This is a genomic window from Actinoalloteichus hymeniacidonis (assembly GCF_014203365.1).
Taxonomy (GTDB): Bacteria; Actinomycetota; Actinomycetes; order Mycobacteriales; family Pseudonocardiaceae; genus Actinoalloteichus_A; species Actinoalloteichus_A hymeniacidonis.
The window spans coordinates 290,106-316,623 of the sequence record NZ_JACHIS010000001.1; the positions used below are offsets into that span (position 1 = coordinate 290,106).

General features: G+C 68.0%; 22 protein-coding genes and 1 tRNA gene. 13 read left to right on the top strand and 10 right to left on the bottom strand.

Annotated elements, in window-relative coordinates; all coding sequences use genetic code 11:
* Positions 1-58: 58 nt before the first annotated feature.
* From phoU to BKA25_RS01390, 5 genes are all read right to left on the bottom strand, one after another.
* Entirely contained in the window at positions 59-718 is a 660-nt protein-coding gene (gene phoU, locus BKA25_RS01370; RefSeq protein ID WP_069852762.1) for a phosphate signaling complex protein PhoU, read from the bottom strand.
* Positions 719-798: 80 nt separating this feature from the next.
* Positions 799-2,802, bottom strand: a complete 2,004-nt coding sequence (locus BKA25_RS01375; protein ID WP_172803879.1) for an LCP family protein — start codon at positions 2,800-2,802, stop codon at positions 799-801.
* Positions 2,803-4,044: 1,242 nt separating this feature from the next.
* Positions 4,045-4,971 carry a GGDEF domain-containing protein gene (locus tag BKA25_RS01380; RefSeq protein WP_375791840.1) on the bottom strand — a complete coding sequence of 309 codons (927 nt, stop codon included), beginning with the start codon at positions 4,969-4,971 and terminating at the stop codon, positions 4,045-4,047.
* Positions 4,972-5,387: 416 nt separating this feature from the next.
* Positions 5,388-6,542, bottom strand: coding sequence for a tRNA dihydrouridine synthase DusB (gene dusB, locus BKA25_RS01385; protein ID WP_069852758.1), 1,155 nt, complete (start codon positions 6,540-6,542; stop codon positions 5,388-5,390).
* A 63-nt stretch (positions 6,543-6,605) separates the two neighbouring features.
* Entirely contained in the window at positions 6,606-7,190 is a 585-nt protein-coding gene (locus tag BKA25_RS01390; protein WP_236750408.1) for a superoxide dismutase family protein, read from the bottom strand.
* A 190-nt stretch (positions 7,191-7,380) separates the two neighbouring features.
* Here BKA25_RS01390 and BKA25_RS01395 point away from each other — a divergent pair, with 190 nt between their 5' ends.
* Positions 7,381-8,298 (top strand): DMT family transporter, encoded by a 918-nt coding sequence (locus tag BKA25_RS01395; protein WP_069852756.1) that lies wholly within the window; start codon positions 7,381-7,383, stop codon positions 8,296-8,298.
* Positions 8,299-8,377: 79 nt separating this feature from the next.
* On the opposite strand, the gene BKA25_RS01400 is transcribed toward BKA25_RS01395, so the two are convergent.
* The 3 genes from BKA25_RS01400 to BKA25_RS01410 form a co-directional block, all read right to left on the bottom strand.
* Positions 8,378-9,355: a hydroxyacid dehydrogenase gene (locus tag BKA25_RS01400; protein WP_221312298.1), complete on the bottom strand. Its 978-nt coding sequence runs from the start codon at positions 9,353-9,355 to the stop codon at positions 8,378-8,380.
* Positions 9,352-10,002: an RraA family protein gene (locus BKA25_RS01405; RefSeq protein ID WP_069852755.1), complete on the bottom strand. Its 651-nt coding sequence runs from the start codon at positions 10,000-10,002 to the stop codon at positions 9,352-9,354. The genes BKA25_RS01400 and BKA25_RS01405 overlap by 4 nt, the downstream gene beginning before the upstream one ends.
* An 88-nt stretch (positions 10,003-10,090) precedes the next feature.
* The gene (locus BKA25_RS01410) at positions 10,091-10,921 is read right to left on the bottom strand and encodes an IclR family transcriptional regulator (RefSeq protein ID WP_069852753.1); all 831 of its coding nucleotides are present in this window, start codon (positions 10,919-10,921) and stop codon (positions 10,091-10,093) included.
* Between the two features lie 588 nt (positions 10,922-11,509).
* Here BKA25_RS01410 and BKA25_RS01415 point away from each other — a divergent pair.
* The 6 genes from BKA25_RS01415 to BKA25_RS01440 all read left to right on the top strand — a co-directional run bounded on the left by BKA25_RS01415 (position 11,510) and on the right by BKA25_RS01440 (position 17,084).
* The gene (locus tag BKA25_RS01415; protein ID WP_069852751.1) at positions 11,510-12,496 is read left to right on the top strand and encodes a Bug family tripartite tricarboxylate transporter substrate binding protein; all 987 of its coding nucleotides are present in this window, start codon (positions 11,510-11,512) and stop codon (positions 12,494-12,496) included.
* Positions 12,493-13,119, top strand: a complete 627-nt coding sequence (locus BKA25_RS01420; protein WP_069852749.1) for a tripartite tricarboxylate transporter TctB family protein — start codon at positions 12,493-12,495, stop codon at positions 13,117-13,119. Before BKA25_RS01415 ends, BKA25_RS01420 begins: the two co-directional genes overlap by 4 nt.
* Complete coding sequence (locus tag BKA25_RS01425; protein WP_069852747.1) at positions 13,119-14,624, top strand: tripartite tricarboxylate transporter permease; 1,506 nt, start codon at positions 13,119-13,121, stop codon at positions 14,622-14,624. Before BKA25_RS01420 ends, BKA25_RS01425 begins: the two co-directional genes overlap by 1 nt.
* 125 nt (positions 14,625-14,749) lie before the next feature.
* Positions 14,750-15,979: a CaiB/BaiF CoA transferase family protein gene (locus tag BKA25_RS01430; protein WP_069852746.1), complete on the top strand. Its 1,230-nt coding sequence runs from the start codon at positions 14,750-14,752 to the stop codon at positions 15,977-15,979.
* A complete protein-coding gene (locus BKA25_RS01435; RefSeq protein WP_069852744.1) occupies positions 15,976-16,842 on the top strand; it encodes a citryl-CoA lyase in 867 nt (288 codons plus the stop codon). Before BKA25_RS01430 ends, BKA25_RS01435 begins: the two co-directional genes overlap by 4 nt.
* 169 nt (positions 16,843-17,011) lie before the next feature.
* Positions 17,012-17,084 (top strand) — tRNA-Lys (locus BKA25_RS01440).
* 106 nt (positions 17,085-17,190) lie between these two features.
* Here the strand turns inward: BKA25_RS01440 and BKA25_RS01445 are convergent.
* Positions 17,191-17,652: a hemerythrin domain-containing protein gene (locus BKA25_RS01445; RefSeq protein WP_069852743.1), complete on the bottom strand. Its 462-nt coding sequence runs from the start codon at positions 17,650-17,652 to the stop codon at positions 17,191-17,193.
* A gap of 310 nt (positions 17,653-17,962) precedes the next feature.
* Here BKA25_RS01445 and BKA25_RS01450 point away from each other — a divergent pair, with 310 nt between their 5' ends.
* Positions 17,963-20,176, top strand: a complete 2,214-nt coding sequence (locus tag BKA25_RS01450; protein ID WP_069852741.1) for an NB-ARC domain-containing protein — start codon at positions 17,963-17,965, stop codon at positions 20,174-20,176.
* Here BKA25_RS01450 and BKA25_RS01455 read toward each other — a convergent pair.
* Positions 20,154-22,073: a hypothetical protein gene (locus BKA25_RS01455; protein ID WP_184285071.1), complete on the bottom strand. Its 1,920-nt coding sequence runs from the start codon at positions 22,071-22,073 to the stop codon at positions 20,154-20,156. The two genes, BKA25_RS01450 and BKA25_RS01455, sit on opposite strands and share 23 nt — an antisense overlap.
* Before the next feature lie 343 nt (positions 22,074-22,416).
* On the opposite strand from BKA25_RS01455, the gene BKA25_RS01460 reads away from it, so the two are divergent.
* The 5 genes from BKA25_RS01460 (at position 22,417) to BKA25_RS01480 (ending at position 26,511) form a co-directional block, all read left to right on the top strand.
* Positions 22,417-22,974: a 2'-5' RNA ligase family protein gene (locus BKA25_RS01460; protein WP_069854147.1), complete on the top strand. Its 558-nt coding sequence runs from the start codon at positions 22,417-22,419 to the stop codon at positions 22,972-22,974.
* A 151-nt stretch (positions 22,975-23,125) separates the two neighbouring features.
* Positions 23,126-23,608, top strand: a complete 483-nt coding sequence (locus BKA25_RS01465; protein WP_069852738.1) for a hypothetical protein — start codon at positions 23,126-23,128, stop codon at positions 23,606-23,608.
* Positions 23,595-24,548, top strand: coding sequence for an alpha/beta fold hydrolase (locus BKA25_RS01470; protein WP_084643454.1), 954 nt, complete (start codon positions 23,595-23,597; stop codon positions 24,546-24,548). The genes BKA25_RS01465 and BKA25_RS01470 overlap by 14 nt, the downstream gene beginning before the upstream one ends.
* Positions 24,549-24,652: 104 nt before the next feature.
* The gene (locus BKA25_RS01475; protein WP_157421310.1) at positions 24,653-25,033 is read left to right on the top strand and encodes a VOC family protein; all 381 of its coding nucleotides are present in this window, start codon (positions 24,653-24,655) and stop codon (positions 25,031-25,033) included.
* A gap of 296 nt (positions 25,034-25,329) precedes the next feature.
* Positions 25,330-26,511, top strand: coding sequence for a coiled-coil domain-containing protein (locus BKA25_RS01480; RefSeq protein WP_069852733.1), 1,182 nt, complete (start codon positions 25,330-25,332; stop codon positions 26,509-26,511).
* Positions 26,512-26,518 lie beyond the last annotated feature (7 nt).

The following is a 26,518-nucleotide window of genomic DNA, read 5'->3' on the forward strand; positions in this document are numbered from 1 at the left end:
ACGCCGGCTGCGCGCCGGGTGAGGAGCGGGGGACGGATCGACCGATGCCGATCGGAGATCAGGCGGTGCTCTCGGCCTGCGGATGTTCGCCGGTCACCACGAAAACCATCCGGCGGGCCACCGAGACCGCGTGGTCGGCGAACCGCTCGTAGAAGCGGCCGAGCAGGGTGATGTCGACTGCCGCGGGCAACCCGTGCGGCCAGTCCTTCTGCATGAGGACGGTGAACAGATGTCTGTGCAGATCGTCCATCTCGTCATCGGCGTCCTCGAGCTGCCGAGCCAGGCTGACACTCCGGGTGCGAACGACCTCCTTGGCCTGATGCCCGAGCTCGGAGGCGACCCGGCCCATCTCGACGAAGTACGGGGCGACCTCGTCAGGCAGGACCCGCTGCGGGTGGCGGCGGCGAGCCGTCTTGGCGACGTGCAGTGCGAGGTCGCCCATCCGTTCGAGGCTCTCCGCCGCGTGCAGGGCGGCGACCACGTTACGCAGATCTCCTGCCACCGGTGCCTGCAGCGCGAGCAGGGCGAAGGCATGTTCCTCGCCCTGGCTCCGCGCCTCGTCGAGCTTCACGTCGTCGGCGATGACCTGTTCCGCCAACGCGAGGTCGCCGTTGAGCAAGGCCTGGGTGGCCAACTCGATCGCAGTCGTCGCCATGCCACACATCTCGGCGAGCGAGTCGGCGAGCTGTCCAAGCTGGTCCTGATAGGCCTCACGCATACAGACACCCTACGTGTATCGCAGGTCAGCGTATCCGCTGACCGGGTGAACAACCGGTGAAAGCCGGTGGTCGAACATGCTCAGCCACCTGCCCAGAAGGAGCATTCGGCGTTGCCCGCGTTGATGGTCTCCAGGTTGTCCGGGACCTCGTTGCCGCCTTCGGGCTCCTCGGTCCCGGTGCCATTTGAACCCGACCCGGAGTCGACCGCAGACGGATTGATGCTCAGGCCCATCGAAGAGGTGCCGGGGCCCGGTGCGTGCACGTCGCCGTCGTAGTCGGGCCCGATCAGTAAGGAGACCGCGCCGCCTGCCGCCGGGTCCTCCACGAGCACCGCGTTGTTCAGCGTTGCGGCCAAGGTCGCAGCCTCGGAGGCACGCTGCGGCGAGTACCTGATCGTCGTCTCCGACACCTGCTCGGGGGCGTTGCCCTGGAGTACCACGTCGAAGCCGAGTTCGGCCAAGGCAGAGGAGACCGACCCGGCCGCCCCACCGATGTCACTGGCGTTGAGCACCTGGATCTTGATGCCGTCCGGCGCCATCAGACCCGCGGAATCCGCTGAGGATCCCGAGTCACCGGACGACTCCTCGCCGTCCTCCGGCGTGGTCTCGCCTTCCTCGGAACCCGCCTCCTGCGGTAGCGGTTGATCGTCGATGATCGCCTGGAACAGGGCGTTCACATCGTCGACCCGCATCTCCTCGCCGCCGCGTTCGTTGGCCTCGCCCACGGTCGGCAAGGTCACGAAGGTGACGCGATCGGTCTGCAGCTGCTGGAGTGACTGCCCAAGTGTCATCAGGCCGTCGACCGTGATGTTCTCGCCGAAGGTGTTGCCTGCGAAAGCCCGGACGAATGCCGTCAGCTGCCCTGGGTCGAGCATGACCTCGGCCGACATGACCTTGCGCAGCAACGAGGACAGGAAGAGCTGCTGGCGGTGCATTCGGCCGTAGTCACCGGTCGGGTCGCCCTCGACCTTACGAGCACGGACATAGTTGAGGGCGGTTGCGCCGTCGATCTCCTGCTGGCCCGGGTCGGGAATGACGGTGCCCAACTCCTGATCGATCAGGGGGACCGGGGTGCAGATCTCCACCCCCTCCACGGCGTCGACCATCTCGCGGAACCCGCCGAAATCGATGCCGACGAAGCGACTGAAGCTCAGGCCTGAGATCTGCTGGACGACCTCCCGGAGACACTGCGGCCCACCGACGCCGTAGACGGCGTTGAGCTTGGTGATCTCCGCAGCAGGCGCGGTCTCGTTGAGATAGTCCCCGCTGTCCGGATCCCAGCGTTGGCACTCGGGCCGGGACACCTCCAGATCACGGGTGAAGCTCACCATCACGAGGCGTTCGCGGCTGGCCGGAATGTGCGCGATCATCACGACATCGGCCAGCGCGCCGGAGTGATCCTCGGTGGTACCGACGTTGTCACCCTCCTCGGCGCCCGCCCGGCTGTCGGAGCCGACGATGAGGAAGTTCTCGTCGCCGTACTGCTTCTCCGGCTGGTTGACCAGGTCCGAGTTGTCGTCCAACGCGGAGATCTCGCGGAACTGGTTGTCGACCCAACCGCGTGCGCCCCAACCGAAGCCGGTCACCAGGAACACGATCGCGGCCAGGGTCACCGCGGTGGCGCGGCCCGCGCGCTGCCGAATCGTCAGCTTCAGCTCCGGTGCGGGCACCACCGTCTTGGCCTTGACCGAGGCGGCGGCCGGTTCGTCGGCGTCGTCGAGGTTCGCGTCCAGCGCGGAGAACTCCGTGCGTTCGGAGTCCTGATGGAAGTCCGCGACGCCATCCGCAGCGAGGTCGTCGACCTCGGCATCGTCGTCGGCGGCCGGGACCGCCTTGGTCGAGCGCCGTGCGAAGCGTCGTTTGGGGGCGGCGTCGGGAGTGGCGCGGATCGTGGTCGTGGGCGGATCGCCCTCGTCGAACGGCTCGTCGTCATCGATGAGCCGATTGATCATCTTGCCGAGCTTGCCTCGGCGACGTTCCTTCTCGATGAGTTCCGCGTGCGCCTCGTCGTGGACCGCCGAGAAGCGCGCGAGGGTCTCATCGATGTTGCGGGTGTGGATGGTGAGCGGAGTCTCCTCCGTCATCGGCCCCGGGTCGGGTACCGCTGCCCGGGGAGGCGGTTCCCCTGCGGCGGGTGGCTGGGGCCGCGACCGTCCCGGCGGTGGGGGCGCAGGCTGCGAACCCGGTGGCACGGTGCCACTACCCGGCGGCGGTGCCACCGGCCTGCCCGGTCGTCGGGGGCGACGCCCTCCGGGTGGTGGTGTCGTCGGTGCTCCAGCGCTCGGTGGCGGCCCGTCGGGACCGGAGTGCATCGGATCGTCGACGGGCGGCGGCGGTGTGGCCCGGGGTGGGCGACCCGGCGGCGTACCGGGTCCCGCATCGGGACGCCGAGGGTCACCGGACGGGTTCGGGCCGACGGGACCCCGACGACGCCGCCGGGGATCGACGCCAGGTGCGGGTGCCCCGTCCGGGTGATCCGCCAGCGGGACCACGCCGAAGTCACGCGGGTCCTCGCCCGGTGGCTGCCGAGGCGGCTGCGGCCTGTTCCCCGGCCGACGCGGTGGACGCTGTGGCGGTGGTCCCTGCCTGCCGGGAGGTGGCCTGCGAGGTGGTGTCTCCGGCGGAGGAGCGAGATCGTCCGGTTCTGGTTCCGGCGCTCGCCGCCTGGCCCGACGCTCCTCCGGCGGCCCGGGTGGGCCCGCCGCCCGCCTGCCGAGCGGATGCTGTTCGGTCGGCTCGACCGGCGGATGCTGTTCCCGGGGCGCTCGCGCCGCGCGGCCCGACCTACGAGGCGGTGCGCTGGGTGGGGGCTCGAAATCCGAGGACGGACTCGGCTCCTCGACCGGTAGCGCTTCCTCGTCGGGATCAGGGGCTGCACGTCGCCCGGAGCGTCCGCCGCTGCCATGCCGGGCGAGCAGATCGGACACCGTCATCCCGCCGGGGTCCTCGGTGGAACGCCTACGGCGGCCGGTCGGTGGTTCGCTGTATCGGCGGCGACGCCCCGTGCCGTTGTCGGTGTCGGCGTCCTCGCCGTGAGGTGCGTTGGAGCGGTGAGGACGGGAACCGTCGGCACGATGATCGTCCGGCACCCGATCTCCTTCCTCGTGGAGGCGCTCGCCGCGGCGCCCCGCCGCGCAGCAAGCATCCGGTCCGATACATGGGGTGACTGTCAAGCTGCCCGAATGGGTGATTAAGCGCGCAATGATATTACGGCTTGGTCACCATGCCGTCGATACTATTCGTGTTTCCTGCCACGTTTGAGGCGGCCAGGAATCACGGACGGTTTACACGGTTCGCGAAGTGTTGTCGAGTGAGCGTTGAACCACTCAGTAGTAGCCCACCACACGGGGCGCGACGACGGTGCGCCTACCCGAGGCGGGGCCTGCTAGATGTGCCACGCCGTCCTCCTGATAGGCAACGGCGTTACGACCGGATTGTTTCGCCGTGTAGAGCAGACTATCCGCCCGGAGCAGCTGTTCCTCGTGGCTGGTGGGCAATCGGCCCACCGCCTGCGCGACCCGCTGTTCGTGGGCGAGGCCGATGCTTACCGTCACCCGCAGGCCGACCACCAGCTGATGCCAGGCGTAGCGCTCGATGCGGGCACGGGTCGTCTCGCACACCGCGACGGCCGAGGACGCGTCGATATCGGGCAGCACGAGGACGAACTCCTCCCCGCCGTAACGGGCGCAGAAGGCACCTGCGGGCAGGCCCTCCTGAAGCAGCTCCACGACACGTTGGAGAACCCGATCCCCCAGTAGGTGTCCGTAGGTGTCGTTGACCTGCTTGAACCAGTCGAGATCCACCAGCGCGACGGCGAGGCCCGCGCTGTTCTCGTCCATCTCGCCGGGTAGCGCGAGGAGTCGTTGGTCGAGGTAGCGGCGGTTGTAGGACGAGGTGAGGCTGTCACGCAGGCTCTGTTCCTGGACCTCCGCGTGCTCCTTGCGAAGTCGATCGACCTCGCGGCGCAGCTGCTCCGGAACGTGGATGGGTTCGGAGCCCTTGGCGGAGGCGAGATCGAGTGCGGACCGCAGGTGGTGATACGCCTGTCGCCATTGCCCACGCGATGCCAGAAGCGCCGCAATCGACTCGTGGAGTCGCACCAGCCCGGAACTGTCCGTCAGCTCGTCGGGGTGTCGCCGGGTCGACATGCTTTCGGCAGGCTCTCTTGGAGGCACCGGGACAGCAGGCGATTCCGTTGTTGTCTCGCGTCGCACCGGATCGGACTCACCGATGTCGGGTTGTAGTACGGTCACCGCACTCACCTCCCTACCTGTCTTAGTAGTCGTCGTCTTCACCGTCGGGCTTGAGGCAGACAACCCTGAGTTGTCCGGTTTCGCTCGTCTGGCTGACCGAGTGGTAGTCCATTCAACCCATTCGGGATAGTCCATTCGTTGCAGCACCATTTACCCGAGGTGGACCGGCTAGCCAAGCCGTTTGCGCCCAGGTGACCCGGTCGGAGCAGCGTTGACCGGCGCAGTGCCCCCGGTCGAGTGAGGACCGTGATCTGCGTCACTGCTGTGTCGAAACGGTGCCCGCGCCTCCGCCGAGACCGGCCGATCCGCTCGGGAGACGAGTGCCGAGGGCTGGGTGGGCAACCGAGCCGACGGGGCGTGCCGACGCCCAGCCGTTCTAGCGACAGTGACGGCCGGTCACCGATCAGTCTGGTCGATCAGCCGCCGGAGTGATCCATCTCGGCGGCATGCGGCACGGTGGAATCCTCCGGATCGTCCAACCAGCCTTCGGGCAGCGCGACCCGGCCCGCCGACCCCTGTCGCCCGCGCGGGCCCTCGGCATCCTGCGGGAACGGGGCGGTCGGGTCGAGCTGGGCGATCAGATCCTCGAGCTCGCCGATTCCCGACACCATCGCGAAGCTTCGCCGCAGCTCCGAGCCGATCGGGAAGCCACGCAGGTACCAGGCCATATGTTTCCGCAGGTCACGGAGGCCCTTCTCCGGTCCGAGATGCTCGGCCAGCAGGCTGGCGTGCCGATGCAGGACAGCGGAGACCTCGCCCAGCGTGGGGCCTGCAGGCACCGGTCGGCCCGCGAACGCCTCCTGGAGGTCCCGGAACAGCCAGGGACGTCCGAGGCAGCCGCGACCGACGACGACGCCATCGCAACCCGTCTCCTCGACCATCCGAAGGGCGTCCGTCGCGCTGAAGATGTCGCCGTTACCCAGGACCGGGATGGTGCGCACCGCCGACTTCAGGGCCGCGATCGCCGTCCAGTCCGCCTGCCCCGAATAGCGCTGAGCGGCCGTTCTGGCATGCAGCGCCACTGCGGCCGCCCCCTCCTCCTCCGCGATGCGACCAGCGTCGAGGAAGGTGGTGTGATCGTCGTCGATGCCGATGCGGAACTTGACCGTCACGGGAATCCCGGCAGGCGCGGCCTCGGCGACCGCCGCCCGCACGATCTCGGCGAACAATCGCCGTTTGTACGGTAGGGCCGCCCCGCCGCCCTTGCGGGTGACCTTCGGTACCGGGCAGCCGAAGTTCATGTCCACGTGATCGGCGAGGTTCTCCTCGACGATCATCCGAACGGCCTTGCCCATGGTCTCCGGGTCGACCCCGTAGAGCTGGAGCGACCTCGGATGCTCGTCGGCATCGAAGCTGATCATGTGCATGGTCTGCGGATGCCGCTCGACCAGGGCCCGCGTGGTGATCATCTCGCAGACGTAGTAGCCGGCGCCGTAGGTGCGACACAGTCTGCGGAACGCCACATTGGTGATGCCCGCCATGGGGGCGAGCACCACCGGTGTGTCGGCGGAGTAGGACCCGATCCGCAGAGTGTTCTCGCGGGTCGCGGGTCGTGAGTCGAGTGCGGTCATCGATACCCATTGTTCCTGATGCGCGGAGCTGATCTATCTCCCGGCGGCCGCGCGGGAGCCGATCTAGACGCGGACGGTGACACAGGCCAGCCGCGCACCGGCCGTCCCCGCCTCACCATGCCCCGTCGCCGTGTGATGTTCGTGGATGACCACCGAACGCCTGCCGAGGCCCTCCGGGCGCCACTGCACCGTGGTGGTGGTGATCGCCTCGCCGTCGTCGTTGGTGACGAAGTCCAGCCACACCTCGTTCTCCGGGTTGGCGTAGGCCGGGTCGACCGAGGGTTGCACCGGGTCGACGACGTGTTGGTAGTGCGGACCCGCATCGGTGGGATCGGCTCCGCAGGGTTCCACGTGCAGGTGAGCGCCATAGGCACGGTTGGGCACCAGCCCGGAGACGCCGAGGATGATTCGGGTCCCCTCGCGGCCGTAGCGCCATGAGGTGACGGCGACCTCGCCGCCTACCGGCACCGTGGCGGATTCGTAGGTCACCGCAGTGGACTCGGTGAGGGTCTCGGCGAACTCTGCGGTGTTGACCCGGAGAAAGGGCCAGGAGGCGGGTTCCGTGGCGGTTGCGGCGGACCCGATGCCCGTGCTCCCCAACGCCACCAGGACGGCCAACGCGACTGTCGTGATTCTCGTGTTCTTCACCACGTGTCCCACCATCACCCAACGCACCCTGCGTCGCCATTGCGTCACCCGTCCGCTCATGACCTGCGACGGGGCGTTCGGGCGGGCCCGAGAACCGTCATCCAGTGCTGATGACCTCGGCTCTTGGCCGCTGCGAACCAGGATCGGCACGGTCCGACAGGATTAGCTTGTTGGAGTGAATGGAAGCGGCATGAACGGCGCGGCGGGAACCACCGCCGACCGGACGTGGTTGGTCGCCTGCGCGGCGGCGTTATGGGGCACCGACGGACTATTGCGGCAGCCGCTGGCGGAGGCGTTGCCCGCCGGTTCGGTGGTGTTCTGGGAACACCTGATCATCGTCCTGGTGATGCTGCCCTTCCTCCCCAGTGCGCTCCGAGCCCTCGCCGCATGTGGTTGGCGGGAGCGGTTGGCGGTGTTGGTCATCGGCGTGGGCTCCTCCGCGGTGGCGACGGCCCTGTTCACCGCCTCGTTCGCCGTCGGCGACGCGGTCACGCCGCTGGTGCTGCAGAAACTTCAGCCGCTGTTCGCGATCCTGGCCGCCTATTGGCTGCTCGGCGAACGAGTCCGGCGGACGTACTGGCTCTTCGCGGTGCCCGCCCTGATCGGCGCCTGGCTGCTGAGCTTCGCGAACCCGCTCGACGTGCAGGTGACCGCGGTCCAGTCGGCTCTGCTCGCATTGGGGGCCGCCGTGCTGTGGGCGGCGGGCACCGTGCTGGGCAGGCTGGTCAGCAGTTCGATCCCGGCGCGGGATCTGACCGTGCTGCGCTTCGGTATCGGCCTGCCCGCCGCCACCGTGGTGCTGTTGGTGCAGGGCGATCCGATCGCGGTGGGCTGGGACAACGCCCTCGGGCTCGGGCTGTTGGCCATCGTGCCCGGACTGCTCGCGCTGAGCATCTACTACGTCGGGCTTCGCTCGACCCCGGCCTCCCGCGCCACGTTGGCGGAGCTGGCCTTCCCCGCCACGGCGGCCCTGATCGGGGTCGGTCTGCTCGGCGTCGACCTGTCGGCGACCCAGTGGATCGGATTCCTGGTGGTGGTCGCCGCGATCACGGGGCTCGGCTGGCACGAGAAGGTGCGCCCCAAGCCGGTGGTGTCGACCGCGTCGTGAGCCCCCCGCCCCGGCCCGGCCACCGCAGCTGTCGGTGCCACCGGCCGGGGCGTGTTCGGGTAAGGCCCGGCTCGCCGACTCAGCGCGCCACAGGCCAGACCTCGGGGTTGACCAGATGGGTCGGTCGTCGCCCGGCCAGCGCGTCGAGGACCGCCTGCGCGGCGTCCATCGCCACCTGCCGCATCGCCGTCGCCGTCTGACCGCCGATATGCGGGGTCAGCACCGCGCGCTCCACGGTCGCCAGCGGATGGTCCGCAGCGATCGGCTCGTTGTCGAACACATCGAGCCCGGCGCCGCCCGTGCCCGCCGCCAGCCGCGCCGCCAGCGCAGCCTCGTCCACGATGCCGCCCCGAGAGGTGTTCACCAGCAGGAAGCCCTCGGACAGCAGATCGATCTCGACCGCTCCGAGTAATCCGGTGGTCTGCGGGGTCTTCGGCAGATGCAGGCTGACCGCGTCGGATTCGCCGAGCAACGTGGTCAGATCCAGCGGCTGCGCTCCTGCCGCCCGGATGCTCGCATCGTCGAGAAACGGGTCGTGGGCCACGACCCTCATTCGGAAGCCCTCGGCCGCGATCCTGGCCACCTCGCGGCCGATCCGGCCGAAACCGATGACCCCGAGCTTCTTCCCGGTGAGCTGGGTGCCGACCAGATCGGTCCGCCGGGCGTACTCGCCGCGTCGAATAGCTCGATCGGCCTCGGCGACCCGACGGGCGGTCGCCAGGAGCAGCGCGATGGCGTGTTCGGCCACGGCGACGGTGTTGGCATCCGCGGTCACACTGACGGGGATCCCCCTGGTGGTGGCGGCGTCGACGTCGACACTGTCCGCGCCCGCGCCATGCCGAGCGATGATCCGCAGCCCGGGGGCCGACTCGATCTGCGCCGCACGGAACTCGGCCGTGCGCACCAGCACGGCCGACACCTCGTCCGCGACCTCGTCGAAGGCCACCGACGCCGGTCCGCTGCCCAACACGACCCTGGTGTGTTCCGCGAGCAGTGCCAAGGCGTCGGGGTGCACCGGCCTCGGGACGTACACCAACGGTAGATCGGTCCCGGTCACGGTCGGGTCCTCGGCTTTCCCGCCTGGTTGGCGGCGCGCTTGCCCTCCTCGTTCACCAGGATCGCCCTGGCCCGTTCCAGGACGGCCTCGGCTTCGGCCAGCGGCACCACTGCGACACCATCGGCGTCACCGAGAACGATGTCGCCGGGCGCGACGGCGACGCCACCGACGGCGATCGTCCCGCCCAATACGCCGGGGCCGTCCTTGAAGGGGCCTGCCGGGGTGATCGAGCGAGCGAACACCGGGACGCCCAGCTCCTGAAGGTCGGCGGCGTCTCGTGCCGCGCCGTCCAGTACGAATCCCGCGATCCCCCGGGCCTTGGCCTTCTCCCCGATCAGCTCGCCGATCAACGCCCTGGTGTCGTCGGAGAAGCCGTTGACCACGATGACATCGCCGGGAAAGGCGAGGTCGAGGGCCCGGTGGATGTAAAGGTTGTCGCCGCCCCTGGTCCACACCGTGAAGGCCCGGCCCGCGAGCTTGGCACCCGGCCAGATGCTCTGGATCCGGGAGTGCAGGATCCCGAAGCGCCCCATCGCATCCCCGACCGTCGCGGTGGCGATCTCGGCCAGCGCGGCCAGGGTCGCGGGGTTGGGAACGGGGGATTCGTCGAGGTCGGGGGCGTCCTGGCCCGTGGGCAGAAGCGTCATCTCGGCTGCCTTTCGATTCGGCGTTGCTCGCCCGCGCAGCACCGCCAGAACCGAGGTGGCTCGATCGGCGCTGGTACGGCCTGGTCGATCAGGAGTTCTCCGGCGGCGGGAAGGTGGCGGCCAGCCGCAGGCTGGAGACCCAGTTCGCGGCTGCGGTGACGGCGGTGACCAGCTTGGGAATCCGGTCTGGAGTGAACCGGGCCGTCGGCCCTCCCAGAGCGAGGGCAGCGATCAGATCGCCGGTGCCGCCCCGGATGGGCGCCGCGATGCCCGATACGCCGTTCTCCCGTTCGCCGTGGGTCACGACGTGGCCTGCGGCCCTGATCTTCTCGACCTCGGCCAGCAGCTGCGGGGTGTAGCCGGGGCCGTAGGGGGAGCTGGCGGCGATCTCGGCGACGTCCTCGTCGGAGGCGGCGGTCAACAGCAATTTGCTGGACGCGCCTGCCCACATCGGCAGTTTGTCGCCGACCCGCACCACCTGGCGAAGCGATTGGCGGCCCTCCTGTTGGGCCACGCAGACGCGGAACGGGCCCTGGCGCACATAGAAGCTGGTGGTCTCGCCGCACTCGTCGGCCAGTCCGCGCATCGCGTCCAGCACGGGGGCGGGCAACTCCCAGGCAGCCCTGGCGAGCTTCGCCCAACGCAGCAGGCCCGCGCCGACCGTGACCTGGCCATCCGGCCGCATCCACAGCATCCCGGTCTGTTCGAGCGTGTCGACCATCCTGACGAGCGTGGTCTTCGGTAGACCGGTGGCCCTGGCGAGGTCGCTGACCGTCCAGCTCAACGTGTCCTCGTCGAATTTCGCGAGGATCTCCACGGCCCGCACCACACTGCGGATGCGGCCGTCGGACTGCCCGTCATCAACGGTGGCCCGGGCGTTCGCCGCCTCGGAGTTCTGCCGTTCGCTGTCTCCGCTCATTCCGACGTCTCCTCGGGTGCTCACCTGCTCGGCCTCCCGGCATCAAACCGGATCAAGTCCTATCATGAACTGCTCTGCGGAACAAGTAAACCGCCAGGCGGGTCATTCTTGATGTTGGGGTGGCCATTCGTGTGGCGAGGATCGCACCGAAGGATGCTCGCTGTCGAGGGCTCGCCGGCGGTCACCGAGGCGCTTTCTGCCGTGTTACCCCTGGAAAAGGTCGACTTCATGCCGGAGAGCGAGCCGGGGCGCGGGCCGCTGGTCCGCTCCGCTGGTCAAGGCGTGCGCTCGATCAAATTCGGTCTTGATGTACCGCTATGCGGTCGAACCTCGCGGCGTTACCAGGCCGCAACGAGCCGTCCTCCATGATCCTTTCGGCGGAAAACCCCAGTTCAAGGCGCCTTTGTTCGGATCGTTTCCGAAAAGCAGCGTCGAGGGTGTAGCCCAGGTCTCATATTGGCCCTTATGGTGGCACGACCGAGCCGCCTGGCGGATCGCTTTCAGGGAAGCGGCCACCCGCCACCCGCGCCTCGGTAGGGCCGAAACCCAACGATGCCTTGGCCCTTTCGCAGCAGGAAGGAGTACGACATGCGGCCCAAGCGACCGCTTGTCACCGGTCTCTACGGTGTCCTCGTCGTCACCGCGGTGGCGCTCGCGGGCATAGACGCCGGTAGCAACACGGCAGGTGCCGATGCGCGGAACAAACTGACGCTGATGGCCCCCGCCGCACCGGGCGGCGGCTGGGACCTCGCAGCCCGCGAATCGCAGCAGGTCTTGCGCTCCTCCGGGATCGTCAACAACGCGCAGGTGGTCAACGTTCCGGGCGCGGGCGGCACCATCGGACTCAGCCAGACCGTCGGCCGCTCCGGCGACGAGACCCTGCTGATGGTGACCGGCACGGTCATGATCGGCGGCATCGAGGCGAACAACGCCGAGCACTCGCTCGACGACGTCACGCCGATCGCCCGTTTGGCCAACGACTACGAGGTGCTGGTCGTTCCGGCGGACTCGCCGTACGAGACGCTCGACGACTTCCTGGCCGACTGGCAGGAGAACCCGCACGGGCTGGCAATCGGCGGCGGGGCACTCGGCGGCACGGACCACCTGCTGGGCGGTTTGATCGCACAGGAGTCCGGCATCGATCCACGCGAGCTGAACTACATCGCCTATGCGGGTGGTGGCGAGGTGATGACCTCGTTGCTCTCGCACACCGTCGTCGCGGGCATCAGCGGCTACAACGACTTCTCCGACCAGATCGAAGCGGGCAACCTGCGGGCGTTGGCTGTCTCGGCAACAGAACCGATCGAGGGCATCGACGTCCCGACCTTCATCGAGCAGGGCGTGAACGTCGACCTGCCCAACTGGCGCGGCGTGGTGGCGCCGCCCGGACTGAGCGATGAGGCGGTGGCCGAACTCGAGGCGATCGTCACCGAGATGACCTCCACCCCCGAATGGCGGGACACGCTGGAACGCAACCGCTGGGACGAGGCGTTCCTGACCGGCGAGGAGCTCGACGACTTCCTCGCCGAGGACACGGCCAGGATCAAGCAGGTCATCGAGGAGCTTGGACTGTGAATACCGATACCGTCGACACGGGCTCCCGGCCGTCCTTCTGGACCGGCCGCAGCGGCCTCGTCGTCTCCCTCCTCCTTCTCGCGTTGGCCGTGTTCCTCACCCACGGCACGATCACGATGGAGGTCCCGGCCAATGTCAGCTCACCAGGGCCGAAGTTCTTCCCGGTCATCGTCACGGGGCTGACCTACCTCCTGGCGGTGGCGATGGCCGTGCAGGTCATCCGATTCCCCTCGCCTCCGGGGGCCGCACCGGAAACGGTGGCCGAGGAACTCGTGCACGCGGGGGAGGACGTGGACTCGGCGCAGGCCGCCGAGGATGCGGCGTCCGCCGGGCCGAAGCAGAGCGATGCCGCCAAGGCGGGCACCGACTACCGCACCTACACCGACTGGCGGGCCGTGGGCATCGTGGTCGCCGCCTTCGTTGCTTTCACCGTGCTGCTGACCCCGTTGGGCTGGCTGATCTCGGGTGCCCTGCTGTTCTGGGGAGTCTCCTACGCGCTCGACGGTCGGCGGCCGTTGTTCGACGTCAGCGTGGCCCTCCTGGTCTCCGCGATCGTTCAGCTCGCCTTCTCCGGCGGCCTCGGTCTCAACCTCCCGCCGGGCATCCTTGGAGGCATCTTCTGATGGAGTCAATCGAACTGCTCCTCGGCGGCTTCGCGAATGCGCTGACCCCGATCAACCTGCTCTGGGTGGTCGTCGGCGCGGTATTGGGTACCGCCGTCGGTGTCCTGCCGGGCCTGGGATCCGCGATGGCGGTGGCGCTGCTGCTGCCGGTCACCTTCAGCCTGGATCCGGTCGGCGCCTTCATCATGTTCGCCGGCGTCTATTACGGCGGACTCTTCGGCGACTCGACCACGGGCATCCTGCTCAATACCCCGGGCAACAGCTCGGCGATCGCCACCACCATCGAAGGCCATCGAATGGCCAAGGCGGGTCGGGCCCCGCAGGCGCTGGCCACCTCGGCGATCGGCGCCTTCATCGGCGGCATCATCGCCACCACCCTGGTGGTGTTCTTCGCACCGAGGCTCGCCGACCTGGCCAGCCTCTTCGGCCCGGCCGAGTACTTCGCGCTCGCGATGTTCGCCTTCGTCGCGACGGCGACCGTGGTGGCGGACTCGGTGGTCAAGGGCCTGGCGGCGTTGGCCATCGGACTGGCGTTGGCGATGATCGGCATCGACGGGCCGTCCGGTGCCTCACGGTTCACCCTCGGTCTGCCACAGCTGTTCGACGGCGTGGCCATCGTGGTGATCACCGTCGGCCTGTTGGCACTCGGTGAGGTACTGCACGTCGCCTCCCGAATACACCGAGATCCCGATCCCGTGCAGAGCACCTTCACGGGCAGGCCCTGGCTGAAGAAGTCCGACGTCCGCAAGGCTTGGCCTGCCTGGCTGCGGGGCGCGGGCTTCGGTGTGCCCTTCGGCGTCATCCCGGTCGGTGGCTCGGAGATTCCGACCTTCCTGGCCTACGGAACCGAGCGGCGGCTGGACGCACGGCGGAAGAATCCGATGTTCGGCAAGGGCGCGATTCAGGGCGTCGCGGCCCCGGAGGCGGCGGGCAACGCGACCGCCGGTAGTGCGATGGGCGCCCTGCTGGCGCTCGGTCTGCCCACCTCGGCGACGGCGGCGATCATGCTCGCCGCGTTCCAGCAGTACGGCATGCAGCCCGGCCCGCTGCTGTTCGATCGCAACGCCGATCTGGTGTGGACGCTGCTGGCCTCGCTGTTCGTCGGCATGATCGTGCTGTTGATCCTCAACCTGCCCTTCGCGCCGCTGTGGGCGAAGCTGCTGTTGATCCCCAAGCACTATCTGTATGCGGGCATCTCGGTGTTCTGCGGGTTGGGTGTCTACGCGACCAGCTCGTCGATCGCCGACCTGATCCTGTTGTTGATCATCGGTTTGGTCGGGTTCATGATGCGGCGACATGGCCTGCCGGTGGCGCCGGTGCTGATCGCCGTGATCCTCGGCCCGTTGGCCGAGACCGAGCTGCGGCGGGCGTTGGCGGTCAGTGAGGGCGATGTCGGGATCCTCTTCGACAGCCCGATCGCGGTGGCCCTGTATTCGCTGTTGGCCATCGCGGTCGTCTTCATGGTGGTCAACAAGATCCGTAAGCACCTGCGCGAGAAGGCGTGAGCCCGGTGGGGTCGTCGCACTCCGTGTCGACGGCCCCACCGTCCGAGCAGGCGATCCGAATTTGAACCATGCAGTGGTACGGTCGATCCGCTAGTTGGTTCATCTGCGGTGTGGAAGGTCGGTGTATGACTACCTCGGAATCGGCGGAACCGACCGGCGGACTGCTCGCCGGGGTCCGGGTGCTGGATCTGAGCAATGTGCTTGCCGGTCCGTACGCCGGTTACCAGCTCGGGTTGTTCGGCGCGGACGTCATCAAGGTCGAGGTGCCCGGCAGCGGCGACCTGGCCCGGCAGCTCGGTGCGGACGCGGCACTCAACGAGGAACTGCTCGGCGCGTCCTTCCTCGCCCAGAACGCCGGTAAGCGGTCGATCACCGTCAACCTGAAGACCGAGCGCGGCAGAGAGGTCTTCGCGAAACTGGTCGCGGCCGCCGACGTCCTGGTGGAGAGCTTCCGACCCGGAGTGCTCGAACGGCTCGGTTTCTCCTGGGCCAGACTGCGCGAACTGAATCCCAGGCTCGTCTATTGCGCGATCTCGGGCTTCGGCCAGACCGGCCCGCTGCGAGCCCGTCCCGCCTACGACCAGATCATTCAGGGCCTCTCCGGGATGATGAGCGTGACCGGATCGCTGGAGACCGCACCGATTCGAGCCGGTTATCCGGTGGGCGACACCCTGGGTGGCCTCGCCGCCGCGATGGCGGTATCCGCCGCGCTCGTGCGGGCCTCCCGCACCGGAGTGGGCGCCCAACTGGACGTATCGATGTTGGAAAGTGCGATCACCGCCCTGGGCTGGGCGGCCTCCAACCACTTGATCGCAGGCCGCGAACCGGTTCCGATGGGCAACGAGAACGCCACCGCCGCGCCGTCCGGGACCTTTCAAACCGCCGACGGCGACCTCAATATCGCGGCGAACAAGCAGGAACAGTTCCTTGCGGTGTGCGAGGTCGTGGGCAGGCCGGACCTAGCCGTAGACCCGAGGTTCGTTCGCCGCGAGGATCGCAAGACCAACCGGATCGCCCTGCGCGACGAGCTGGAGAGCGCACTGCGCACCAAGCCCGCCGTGCACTGGGAAGACCGGTTGTCCGAGGCGGGAGTGCCTGCGGCGCGGGTGCTCGACGTGGCCGATGCCCTGTCGCTCGACCAGATCACCGAGCGCGAATTCGTCCACGAGCTGCCTTTCCCCGGCGACACGAAGCGGTCGGTACGGGTGCTCGGAAACGGGGTACGGGTCGACGGAGCCGCCAGCACGCCTGCCGCCTCGCCGCCGTTGCTAGGCGAACACACCCGCGTTCTGTTGACCGAGCTCGGCTACGACGAAGCCCAGATTCGCGAGTTGATCGAGGAAGGCGCGGTATGACCGGGCAGCAGGGCGAACTGATCGATCAGGACCTGGTCACCGGCTGGTGGGCCACGGATATCTCTCGGATTCGTCCCGGGGAGATCGCCTTCCACGGCTACCCCATCGAGCAGCTCATCGGCCGGGCGGGTTTCGCCGAGATGGTCTGGCTGATGCTGACCGGCGAACTCCCGGATCGGGCACGCGGACGCTTGCTGGAGGCCGCGCTGGTCTCGGCCGTCGACCACGGCCCGCAAGCTCCCTCGATCGCGGCGGCCCGGATGGCCGCGACCTGCGGTGTCGGCCTGAACAACGCGATCGCGACGGGCGTCAACCTGCTCGGAGACGTCCACGGCGGTGCGGGTCAGCAGTGCATGCAGGTACTGGCTGCGATCCGGGATCGCGTCGCCGACGGTGCGTCGATCGCCGAGACCGTCGAGCAGACCCTCGCCGAACACAAGGCGGCGCGCCGACATGTTCCCGGCTTCGGCCACCGATTCCACCCCCGCGACCCGAGGCGTGATCCGCTGATCGGGCTGCTGCAACAGGCGGTGCAGGACGGGTTGGTCAGCGGTGACTACCTGGCCATCGGGCTCGAACTGGAAGCCCAATTGGCACAGGGCCGTGCCAAGCCGGTGCCGATGAACATCGACGGGGCCACGGCGCTGATCTACGCCGAACTCGGCTTCGAGCCGGAGTTGGGTCGCGCCTTGTTCGTGCTGTCCCGGTCGGTCGGCATCATGGCCCACGCCTGGGAGGAGAAGCAGTCCGGCGCCCGGATCAAGGGCCCGATCCCCCGGCCGCTCCTCGCCGATTACACCGGGCCGGAGTTGCGTGACGTGCCCGCCGCCGACGATGCGAGGCTGCCGGAAGACTTCGACTGACATCGCGGTATGCCGCAACGAGTTCGCCCGGCGAGGTGCGGTGTTGTCGGATCGGCGACGCGGCACCATCACCCGGGCGGCTCGACCGGCCGCGATCGCCGGGCCCGCCATCAAACAGGCGGACCCGGCTTGACGGGAGATCCACCCCGGCCGGTTAGACTGGCCCGGAGGGCCGTTAGCTCAATCGGTAGAGCTGCTGACTTTTAATCAGTAGGTTCCGGGTTCGAGCCCCGGGCGGCCCACAAAAGACCTGATCAGAGCCGGTGTCCACCGTTTGAGGGATGGACAGGTGGACGTTTATGGGTCGTTTTCCCGCCGCAGTCATTCTTCGACGCGGCGAAGCTACGGTCATAGGGCAGGCGGATCGACGCCGAGCAGGGTCTTGGTGCTGGCGTCCTTGCCTACCTGGCTGAGCTCGTCACCGAAGTCGTCGAGCGCGGCGAGGATACGACGTTCCTCCCAGGAGAAATGCGACTCCATCACGATCGAGATCCCGTCCAGTTCGGACCGGAGAGCGGTCGCCCGCGATTCGTCGGGCTCGTCGATCAATTCGCGGCCGATGCGCTCCACCTTGGCGAGCATCGTGCCGATCATCGAGTGATCTTGGCTGAGACCTTGCAGCACCTCGCGTAGCTCGGGATGCCGCTCGGCCAATGCCGGGAAAACGCCGCGATCCTCGGCGGTGTGATGGTTGGTCAAGACGGAGCAGAACGCCAGGCAATGTGCGCCGAGTGATCGTGCATCGGTCGGGCTGGTTCCGTCGCGGAGAGCCGCTACCTCGGAGCGAAGCCAGTTGTGGATGCGTTGCATCTCGTCGCCTAGCGCGATGAGTCGGGATCGTGCCCCGTGATGATCTGTGTGGCCCTCAGTCACGAGGGCGGAGTGAGCGAGTCATGGTGAACTCCTCGGTTCCGGTGCCTCCATGCCGACGCCGTCCTCCGGGCGCGCGACACGCGACGGCGACACCATACACGCGGTTGTGCCCGCCTTCCACGGGCTGAAGCGTCGCCACGGGCGTTCGTTCGAACGGATTACCCGGCTGGATTGTGTCACTGTCGGTAGTTTCGGTACTGCTGGTTGCTACTGTGGTGTTGATCTACGCCTTCGAGGGGAGACGGTCGTGCTCGTCGACACGGATGCGGTGGCGACCGAGGCCGCCAGTTACCTAGCGGTCAAGCTGCTTGGCGCCGGTCTGACGGGCGCCAACCGCTTGGGTGAGCTCGTTGCGCGCAAGCTCGGGTCGCTGCCGAAGGATCCCGAGCTGCTCAATTCGCTGCTGGCCGAACGGGCCAGGCAGGATCCGGAATGGGCGATCGAGCTGGCGAAGGCACTGCACTCGTCGGTGGAGCGGATCGAGACCGCACCGCTTCCCGGGGCGCACACCGGTCCGTTCTTCGATCGCGATGGCGTGCGCGAAGCCTTGCCTGCAACCGGGATTCTCGTCTTCGCCGGTCAGCATGGCATCGGCAAGACTGCGTTGGTGTATCAGCTGGTCGACGATGTGCGGGACCGTTTTCCCACTGCGGTGTACGCCGATCTCGACGACAAGCGGCGGGGCGATCTCCTTCCCTTCGCGGAGATCCAGCAGAAGATCCTGCGCGACCTGGGAATCGGCGGAGTCGACGCCACCACGGCGGGAATCCAGGAGCAGTACCGCCGCGTCACCGCCCGCAACCGCTTCGTGCTGGTGCTGGAGAACGCCTTGAGCGCGGCCGAGATCGAACCGCTGTTGCCGAGTTCCCCCGACACGCTGGTGTTGGTGACCACGCGCAAGCTCGATGATGACTTCCGGGTGCGATTCAACGGCAACAGGTGTTTCGAGCTGGCCGGACTCGATCCGTCTGGGGCATGGGAGCTGTTGGCCGCCGGATGCGGTCCCGAGATGCTTCAGGCGGAACCAGCCGCCACGGAGAATCTGCTGGCTCTCTGCGATTTCCTGCCGTTCGCGATCACTCAGGTCGGGGTGAGCCTGCGCCGCCGGTCCGGCGAAGCGCAGCCCGTGGCAGATTTGTTGGCGGAGCTGCGAGCGGGCGGAGTCCGCGATATCGGCAAGCTGATCGAGGACTGTCTGACGCGGAGCTTCGGGTTGCTGTCCGAATCTGCCTTCTCGGCTTGTCTGCTGCTGGCCGAGCATCCTGGCGGGGAGTTCACCGTGGGCAGCGCGGCCGCATTGATCGGCCGCTCGGAATCCGAAACGCGGAAGGCGCTCGGCGAACTTCAGGACGTCGGTTTCCTGACGCCGGTGGCCACCGGACGACAGCGACTGCACCACCTGTGTCGCTGGTATGCCACGGACCGAGCCGAGCAGGACGGTATCGACCGGGATGCTGCCTTCGTCCGAGTGCTGGCCTATTACTGCGACCACGCGGTCGCTGCCGACCTGGCAGGCGACAGGAACGCGCCCGGTCGCAACAACGAAGGGCGGCTGCGTCGTTACGCGCCGAGGTCCGTGTCGCCCTGGTCCTCGCCAGGGGGACAGCGGCCCATCGACTGGCTTGACGCCGAACGCATGATGTTGGCCGAGCTGGTTCGGCAGGCCCACCAACGCGGTCTGCACGAGGAAGTCTGCCAATTGTGTGGCGTCCTCGAGGTGCTGCTGCTCCATCGTGGCCACCATCGGTTGTTCGCCGACGCCAACGAATGGGGCCTGCGCAGCGCCTCGATACTCGGACGGGCCGAGCTACGTGCACGATTGCACGCCATGCAGGGTCGGGTCAGTACCCAGCTGCATCAGTTCGGCGACGCGCAGCGCGAGTTGACCACCGCATCCCAGCTGCTGGCCGGAGTGGACGACCCGCAGTCGGAATCCTCGGTTCTGGAGTTTCGCAGCAGGCTTGAGGAAGAGCGGGCCGACCGCGCCGATCGGCCCGACTACTCCGAGGCGATCACCGCGATGTCCACCGCCTTGGAGATCGATCGTCGGACGGAGGCGAGTCGAGCACGCGGCCTGCACAGCAGGATGCTGGCCAACCTGTTCGCCAAGGCCGGCGAGACCACGGCAGCGCTGTCATTGCTGGCCGAGGCGTTGGAACACACCAGCGATGACCGGAATCTCGCCCGGGTCCACACGGCGCGCGCCAAGGTCTACGTGACGTTGGGCGATCTGGGTTCCGCGCATTCCAACGTGGTGGCGGCGCGGACCTTGGTCAATGCGCAGGGCGCGACGCAGTACGACATGGAGTTGTCCGACATCGACGCGGAGATCGCATTCCACGCAGGCGATTACGGGTCGGCGCGCTCGCTGTGGGGCAGGCTTGTCGAAGGCTGCCACGCGACCGGCCATCCCAAGGCGTCGATCTTCCTCGCCAAGCTCAGTCGACTTCCCCGGCCTTGACCGAGACCTCGACGGTGTGGGCGCCGATCCGCAGTCGGTCGGCCCCGGTCGACGGCACATCGGTATGCCTGCGGCGCACATAGAGCAGCGAGGCGAGCAGCAACGGGTCGAGGTCGATCCTGGTCCGTTCGACGGAAACGGTCGCCGTGAAACCGTCGCGGAAACGCACCAGACAGGTGCGGCGGCCGACGCCGGCAGCGACCAGTCGGGCGTGTGGCCAGCGGTATAGCGCCTCGATTGAGATGTCGGGAAAACGCCAGCGTTCGTCCGGCAGGAGCCGCGTCGTCAGGATCGTCGCCGACTCCAACGCCGCCCGGGATGCCGAATCCAGATCCGCCAGGACGTGTCGGTGATCGAGTTCCCGGTGCGGTGCGAAACCGGCAGCCCCGGCGGCGAAGCGGCGGATCGTCACGTCCTCCGGCGTGCATTGCGCGCCGACCACCGAGACCGCTACCGGCCGGTGCGTCGTGGCCGGTGGCGGCGGTGGAGCGAACACCGCGGGCTGGGCGGGCTCTGGCAGATTCATCAGCCGATACAGGAGTTCGCGGATCAGACCGGCGGACTCACCTCGGTATGCCACTGCGGCGGCCACCGTCGACCGATGCCGTCCGGACACGTGATTGCGCACGCTCGCGTCGAGCTGGTCGCGCAAATCCGCCGTCCGGTGTAGTCGATCGGCATCGTCGATCAGTCCGGCCAGCGGTGAACCCGGCACCGTTGCGGCACTCGGTTCCCCGGCGATCAGCAGCGGGCGGTCCAGCGCCGCCGCGTACAACGCCAAGGACCCCTCATCGGAGACCACACAGTCGGCCGCCGCCACCGCGCCACGCCAGCCCTCCTGCGGCGGGATGATCACCAGTCCCGCCTCGGTCGCCCGGGACAACCAGGCCCGTACCTGCCACGGACCATGCGCCGACCAGATGCCCGGATGCAACACGACGGCGACCCGGTACTCATCGACGGGAAGGGCTTCCACCATCCGTTGCGGTAGTTCCGGATCGCTACCGAGCAGCGAACGCGGCCCCCAGGTAGAGGCAAGCACCACCAACGTGGTGTCCTGTGCGCCGAGCGCGCGCCGATACTGCCTGTTCAAGTGTGTGCCCGCCTGTAATCGATCCAGACATGGATCGCCGACGACCACGGATTTCTCGGCCGCAGGCGGGCAGCTCGCGGCGAGTTGGCGTCGTTGATCAGGGTGCGATACGGCGATCGCGGCAGGCACGACTCGGCCACCATGCAGTAGCCGATCGGGATTCATCCCGGCGACGATCTCGGAGCCCGGGTAGAACTTCTGATATCCGATGCCGTGGGGGAACAGGACGATCGGAGCGTCGAGTTCGGGTAACCGGTCGTTCTCGCTGGCGGCCAAGGCCAGATCGAATCGATGGCGGACAGCCGTTTCCCACGGGAGCACCGTCACCTCCAGCGAGGAGAGGAACTCCGGCAGTCCCGCAGCGAGGATGGCGGTGTGCGAGGCATCGAAGGTGAAGGTCACCGCGATCCGGTGATCCTCCTGCAACAGCGCGAGCACATCCAACAGCCGGGTGAGCGTGGTGACGGTACGGCCGACAACCAGGACTCGGCGGCGGTAGTCGACCGTGCGCCAGGCTCGGCTCGGCTCGGCTCGGCTCGGCTCGGCTCGGCTCGGCTCGGCTCGGCTCGGCTCGGCTCGGCTCGGCTCGGCTCGGCTCGGCTCGGCTCGGCTCGGCTCGGCTCGGCTCGGCTCGGCTCGGCTCGGCTCGGCTCGGCTCGGCTCGGCTCGGCTCGGCTCGGCTCGGCTCGGCTCGGCTCGGCTCGGCTCGGCTCGGCTCGGCTCGGCTCGGCTCGGCTCGGCTCGGCTCGGCTCGGCTCGGCTCGGCTCGGCTCGGCTCGGCTCGGTATACTTCTCGGTCGCCAACGGTCAAGGGTCGGTTCGGTGTTGTAGGGCCGTTTTCGCAGTCCGGCGGTGGTGTTCGATCCGTCGATGCCCTGTCGTCCGGTCGATCGGGCGGATAGCGCAGGCATCGCGATGTGTCGCCCGGAGTCGTGACCGGCCGGGGCGCAGCCGGGTGACCTCGGCTGTCGACTCCTCGAAGCATCCCGGTGCAGGCACCGCGCGATGGTACGCCCAGCGGGTTCAAGAGCCGGTCGGTTCGCCGATGCGGTACGGGACCATATCGGGTCGGTCATCGACTCGCGACACGGTCGTCCTCGACGATGAGATGTGCCGCAGCTCGTCCGGCCTTGGGATCATTCAAGCCATGACCGAAATTCTCTCCGATCCGGCACCCGCGTTGACCAGGAGCGCTTTGATCGTTCCGATTCCCTCGGCGGAGCCTGCGGTGGGCCGCCATCGACGCACCCTGGATCGTTCCGCGGTCGGTGGGGTTCCGGCGCATGTCACGGTCCTCTATCCCTTCCTTCCTCCGGACGAGATCGACGATGCCGCAGTACAGGCGATCGGGGAGGTGCTCGCAGGGTTCGCCGCCTTCGACACCGTGTTCACCGAGGTCGCGTGGTTCGGCGAGCACCTGGTGTGGCTCCGCCCGGAGCCGGACAGTGCATTTCGGGCGCTGACCAGCGCGGTATGGGAGCGTTTCCCGCTGCAGCAGCCCTATGCGGGTGTCCACGAGCCGGTCCCGCACCTGACCGTCGGCGATGCGCAACTCGCCGACCTGCCGACCCTGGTGCGGGTCGCCGAGGAGATCGAGGGCGAGCTGCCGATCGCCGCGCACGTCGACGAGGTGCGGCTGATGGCCGGTGCCTACGAGCCGGATTCCTGGCGGTCGCTGGCGACTTTCCCGCTGGTTGCGGGCTGAAGCGCGCGGCCAACCGGATCGACGGCGGATTCGGGGCGGTCTTCCTGCGACGTCGCCCCGGATCCGAGGCCGCATCGCTACTTGACGACTTCCGTAAAGTGCTTTACGTTTCTTGTAAAGTTACTTGTTGCGGGAGAGGTGCGGACCGGCCATGTCGACAACGACCGAACATGTCGAGTTGCGGGAGGACCTCCGCAGACTCGTCGAGACCCGACTTCTCGATCCCGTGGAGCTTCTCCTCCCTACGGCGGATACCGATCTCCGCGAGCGGTTGCGAGTCGACGCCGAGGTGTGGGCCGCGCAGCTCCTGGGGCCGGACGACCAACTGGCCGTCGGCCTCCTCGCGAAGTTGATCGCCGCGCTGTATCCGGGAGACGTCGCATTCGATCCGCCTGCGACCTGGTGGCGGACCCCGTTGGGCGCGGTGACCGTCCGGCGTCTGGGGCACCCCGGGGCGGCCAAGGTCTCCGCTGCGGTCGCGGGCTCGATGCTGGGCATCACGCGGCAGGGGGTCCACGATCTCGTCAAACGCGGGAAATTGGTCGGGCATCCGGATGGTGGCGTCGTGACGGAGTCGATCCGGGCCAGGCTTCAGGGGCTGCACCGCACGCAGGCGGGCGATGTCCATGTCTGATGCGGTGTTGGACAAGGTCATCGGCGGTTCGCTGGTCGTCCGTGACCACGGCGGTGCTCGGCCGCCGATCCTGTTGCTCCACGGTCTCGGCGGGAATCTCCTGACCTGGGAGCCCATCGTCGGACTGCTGGCGGATCGCTATCGGGTCGTCACGGTCGATCTTCGCGGACACGGCGCCTCCGATGATGCAGCCTGGGACTGGGATGCCGTCCTCGACGACCTCGAAGCGGTGATCGGCGCGCTCGGACTCCACCGGCCCGCCGTGGTCGGCCATTCGCTCGGCGGCATGGTGGCGGCCTGTTGGGCGCGGCGGCACCCGGACTGTCCCGCAGCGATCAGCTTGGATGGGCACCGGTCCGCCGCGACCGACCCGGAGCACTACGCGGACATCGAGCCTGCCGAGCTGACCGAAGCTCTCGCCGAACTCAACGCGATCTTCGACGCCCAGTTCGCGGGTATGGGTCGGCAGCTGACCGCGGCCCAAGCGGACGAGCTGGTGCGCGCGCAACGCGCGGCGGCGGAGGCGATGGGTTGGCCGGTCCAGATGGTGGTCGATTCTCACCTGCGTTCGCTGCGAGCCCAGGACGATGGGTTCGTCAGCAAGCCGAGTGCCGAACTCGCCGGGACGGTGCGTCGATCGCCCGAATTTCGCGACGCGCTACCGGTTCTCCGGGCGGTCCGGAGCCCGTTCCTGCTGGTGCTCGCCGGACGGAACATGCCGGGCCTACCCGCGAATCTCGCTCGGCTGGCCGATGCGCACCGCAGTGGATTACGCCGCGACCTGGCGTTACCTTCGGCGGAGAATCCGGCGTTCCGGGTGCTGGAGATCGACGCAGGACATGGCATGGTCCTGGAGAATCCTGTTCTGGTGGCCGATCTCGTAGTCGATTTCCTGACAGAGCAACGGTTCGGCGACCGAACACCGAATACGGGTCGATAGTCCATTCGCACTAGCCGACGTCTACTCCGTTCGACGATCCGCGAGCGAGGGATTCATCCGCAACGATGGCGCGATCGTCGGTGTTCGACCGTAGGGTTCACGACGTGTCCGAGGTCGTCTCCTTCGTCCCCTACGCCCATGTTCGGGACCTCGGCCGTTCGACTGCCTTCTACCAGGCGGTGGGACTGACCTCGGTGGAGTCGGTCGAACGGACGGGCCGGACCGTGTGGGCATTGCTGGCGGCGGGTTCGGCCATGCTGATGATCGCCCAAGCCGACGACCTCGTCGATCCGCACCGTCAAGGCGTGCTGTTCTACCTGCACGTCACCGACGTCGTCGCGCTGCGGAACAGGCTGACGGCCGCAGGGCTCGCACCGGGGCCGCTGAGCCATCCCGACCACATGCCGCGTGGTGAGTTCCGGTTGGTGGATCCCGACGGGTACGTACTACTCATCGGCCAGTTGTCGGAAGCGATCGACGGCTGAGGTCGGCGCTGCGGCGCGATCCCCCGGTCCAGCCAGCGCCGAGCACCGGTCCGTTCCCCGTGTGTTCTCGCTCACCGGCCTGCGCGTAGTTCGGCCACCCGACTACCGAACCCGCTGCGTCCTGCCGATCACCGCTGCGAGATCGACCTGCCCTCCGGCGCTGGTAGTGCCGCGCGCCGCCGAATGCGGGCAGGCTGGGCCCTCGGCGGCCGCCGCCTCGGCGATGTTACAGAGGGTATTTATTCGGCCGCCATGGGTCGCAGTCGGGTGAATGCGCACGGTGTTACGATTACGCAATGGCGCGTGACGAAGATAACGAGCTGATCCCGCTCCGCTTGTCTTTCGACGTCGTCTATCGGGGTTACAACCGAGCTCAGGTCGCCGAATATCTGCAAGCCATGGATAACGACCTGGAGACGGTGACCCAGGATCGGGACGCCGCGTTATCGCAATGCGCCGAGGTTCAGTTCGTGCTCGAACAGACCCGCAGCGAGCTTGAACGGACCCGGACCCAGCTCGGTCGGCTGTCTCATGCTCCCCTGACCACCACGGGTTTGAGCGAGCGTCTGCAGCACATGCTCGCGCTGGCCGAGGACGAGGCCGAGGCGTTGAAGTCGCAGGCCGCCGAGTACGCCAGAAACGTCCGGGCCTCGGTCGATGCCGAGATCGGCGAGCTGAAGGGCCGGTATGAGGGCCTGGTCGCCGAGCAGGAGGAACTCCAGCGAAAGCTCACCGCCGACTTCCGGGCGCGCGAGGAGGCGCTGACCGCACAGTACGAGCAGCGGTATGCGGCCAGGGAGGCGGAGACCGCGCAACGACTGGTCGACGCGAAGAAAGAAGCCGACCGTTTGGTGCGAGAGGCGACCGAGCGAGTCACCCGAATTGATGCCGCAGGGAAAACGCGGCGTAAACAAGTGGAAAAGGATTTCGAACTCGCGATGTCGGCGCGCCGGTCCGAGGCCGCCAGAAACCTTGCGGAACGTGAGGCCGAGGTTAATCGCGAGTGTGCCCAACGGGTCCGGGAAACCGACGAATACGCGGCGAATCGGATTGCCGATCTCGACCGTCGCAGCGGTGAATTGCACGATCACCAGCAATGGGCGCTCACTCGTATCAGCGATGCGCAGGAGGCATTGCGGGCGGCGACGCGCAGCATCGAGACAGCCGCCGAGCCCCCGCCTGCCTGGCGAGCGGCCCGCGACGCGGGTGCCGACCCGGCTGCGGATGAGAAGAGCACGTCCCCGGCCGGCGAGGCGACGGGCAGGCAGGCGACCGAACCGACGGCACAACCGAAGCCCTCGACAGCGACCGCGAGCGGCGGCCAGGACCCTGAGTCGGTGGCCGAGAACACTGCTGCGGCCGAGGAACGGGACGACAACACCGACCAGTCCAAGCGCCCCACCGGCTCTCAACAGCGGCGAAAGCGCAATGCCCGCAGGCAGATGCGTGGGCAGTCGGCCCAGCGCCGCGCGGGCTGACCAAGCC

What these genes read in the sequence shown, in the direction of transcription:
- phoU (WP_069852762.1), bottom strand. Translation starts at nt 718, where the DNA reads ATGCGTGAGGCCTATCAGGACCAGCTTGGACAGCTCGCCGACTCGCTC.
- BKA25_RS01375 (WP_172803879.1), bottom strand. Translation starts at nt 2,802, where the DNA reads ATGACGGAGGAGACTCCGCTCACCATCCACACCCGCAACATCGATGAG.
- dusB (WP_069852758.1), bottom strand. Translation starts at nt 6,542, where the DNA reads ATGACCGCACTCGACTCACGACCCGCGACCCGCGAGAACACTCTGCGG.
- BKA25_RS01395 (WP_069852756.1), top strand. Translation starts at nt 7,381, where the DNA reads ATGAACGGCGCGGCGGGAACCACCGCCGACCGGACGTGGTTGGTCGCC.
- BKA25_RS01405 (WP_069852755.1), bottom strand. Translation starts at nt 10,002, where the DNA reads ATGACGCTTCTGCCCACGGGCCAGGACGCCCCCGACCTCGACGAATCC.
- BKA25_RS01410 (WP_069852753.1), bottom strand. Translation starts at nt 10,921, where the DNA reads ATGAGCGGAGACAGCGAACGGCAGAACTCCGAGGCGGCGAACGCCCGG.
- BKA25_RS01415 (WP_069852751.1), top strand. Translation starts at nt 11,510, where the DNA reads ATGCGGCCCAAGCGACCGCTTGTCACCGGTCTCTACGGTGTCCTCGTC.
- BKA25_RS01425 (WP_069852747.1), top strand. Translation starts at nt 13,119, where the DNA reads ATGGAGTCAATCGAACTGCTCCTCGGCGGCTTCGCGAATGCGCTGACC.
- BKA25_RS01430 (WP_069852746.1), top strand. Translation starts at nt 14,750, where the DNA reads ATGACTACCTCGGAATCGGCGGAACCGACCGGCGGACTGCTCGCCGGG.
- BKA25_RS01435 (WP_069852744.1), top strand. Translation starts at nt 15,976, where the DNA reads ATGACCGGGCAGCAGGGCGAACTGATCGATCAGGACCTGGTCACCGGC.
- BKA25_RS01445 (WP_069852743.1), bottom strand. Translation starts at nt 17,652, where the DNA reads ATGCAACGCATCCACAACTGGCTTCGCTCCGAGGTAGCGGCTCTCCGC.
- BKA25_RS01460 (WP_069854147.1), top strand. Translation starts at nt 22,417, where the DNA reads ATGACCGAAATTCTCTCCGATCCGGCACCCGCGTTGACCAGGAGCGCT.
- BKA25_RS01465 (WP_069852738.1), top strand. Translation starts at nt 23,126, where the DNA reads ATGTCGACAACGACCGAACATGTCGAGTTGCGGGAGGACCTCCGCAGA.
- BKA25_RS01470 (WP_084643454.1), top strand. Translation starts at nt 23,595, where the DNA reads ATGTCCATGTCTGATGCGGTGTTGGACAAGGTCATCGGCGGTTCGCTG.
- BKA25_RS01480 (WP_069852733.1), top strand. Translation starts at nt 25,330, where the DNA reads ATGGCGCGTGACGAAGATAACGAGCTGATCCCGCTCCGCTTGTCTTTC.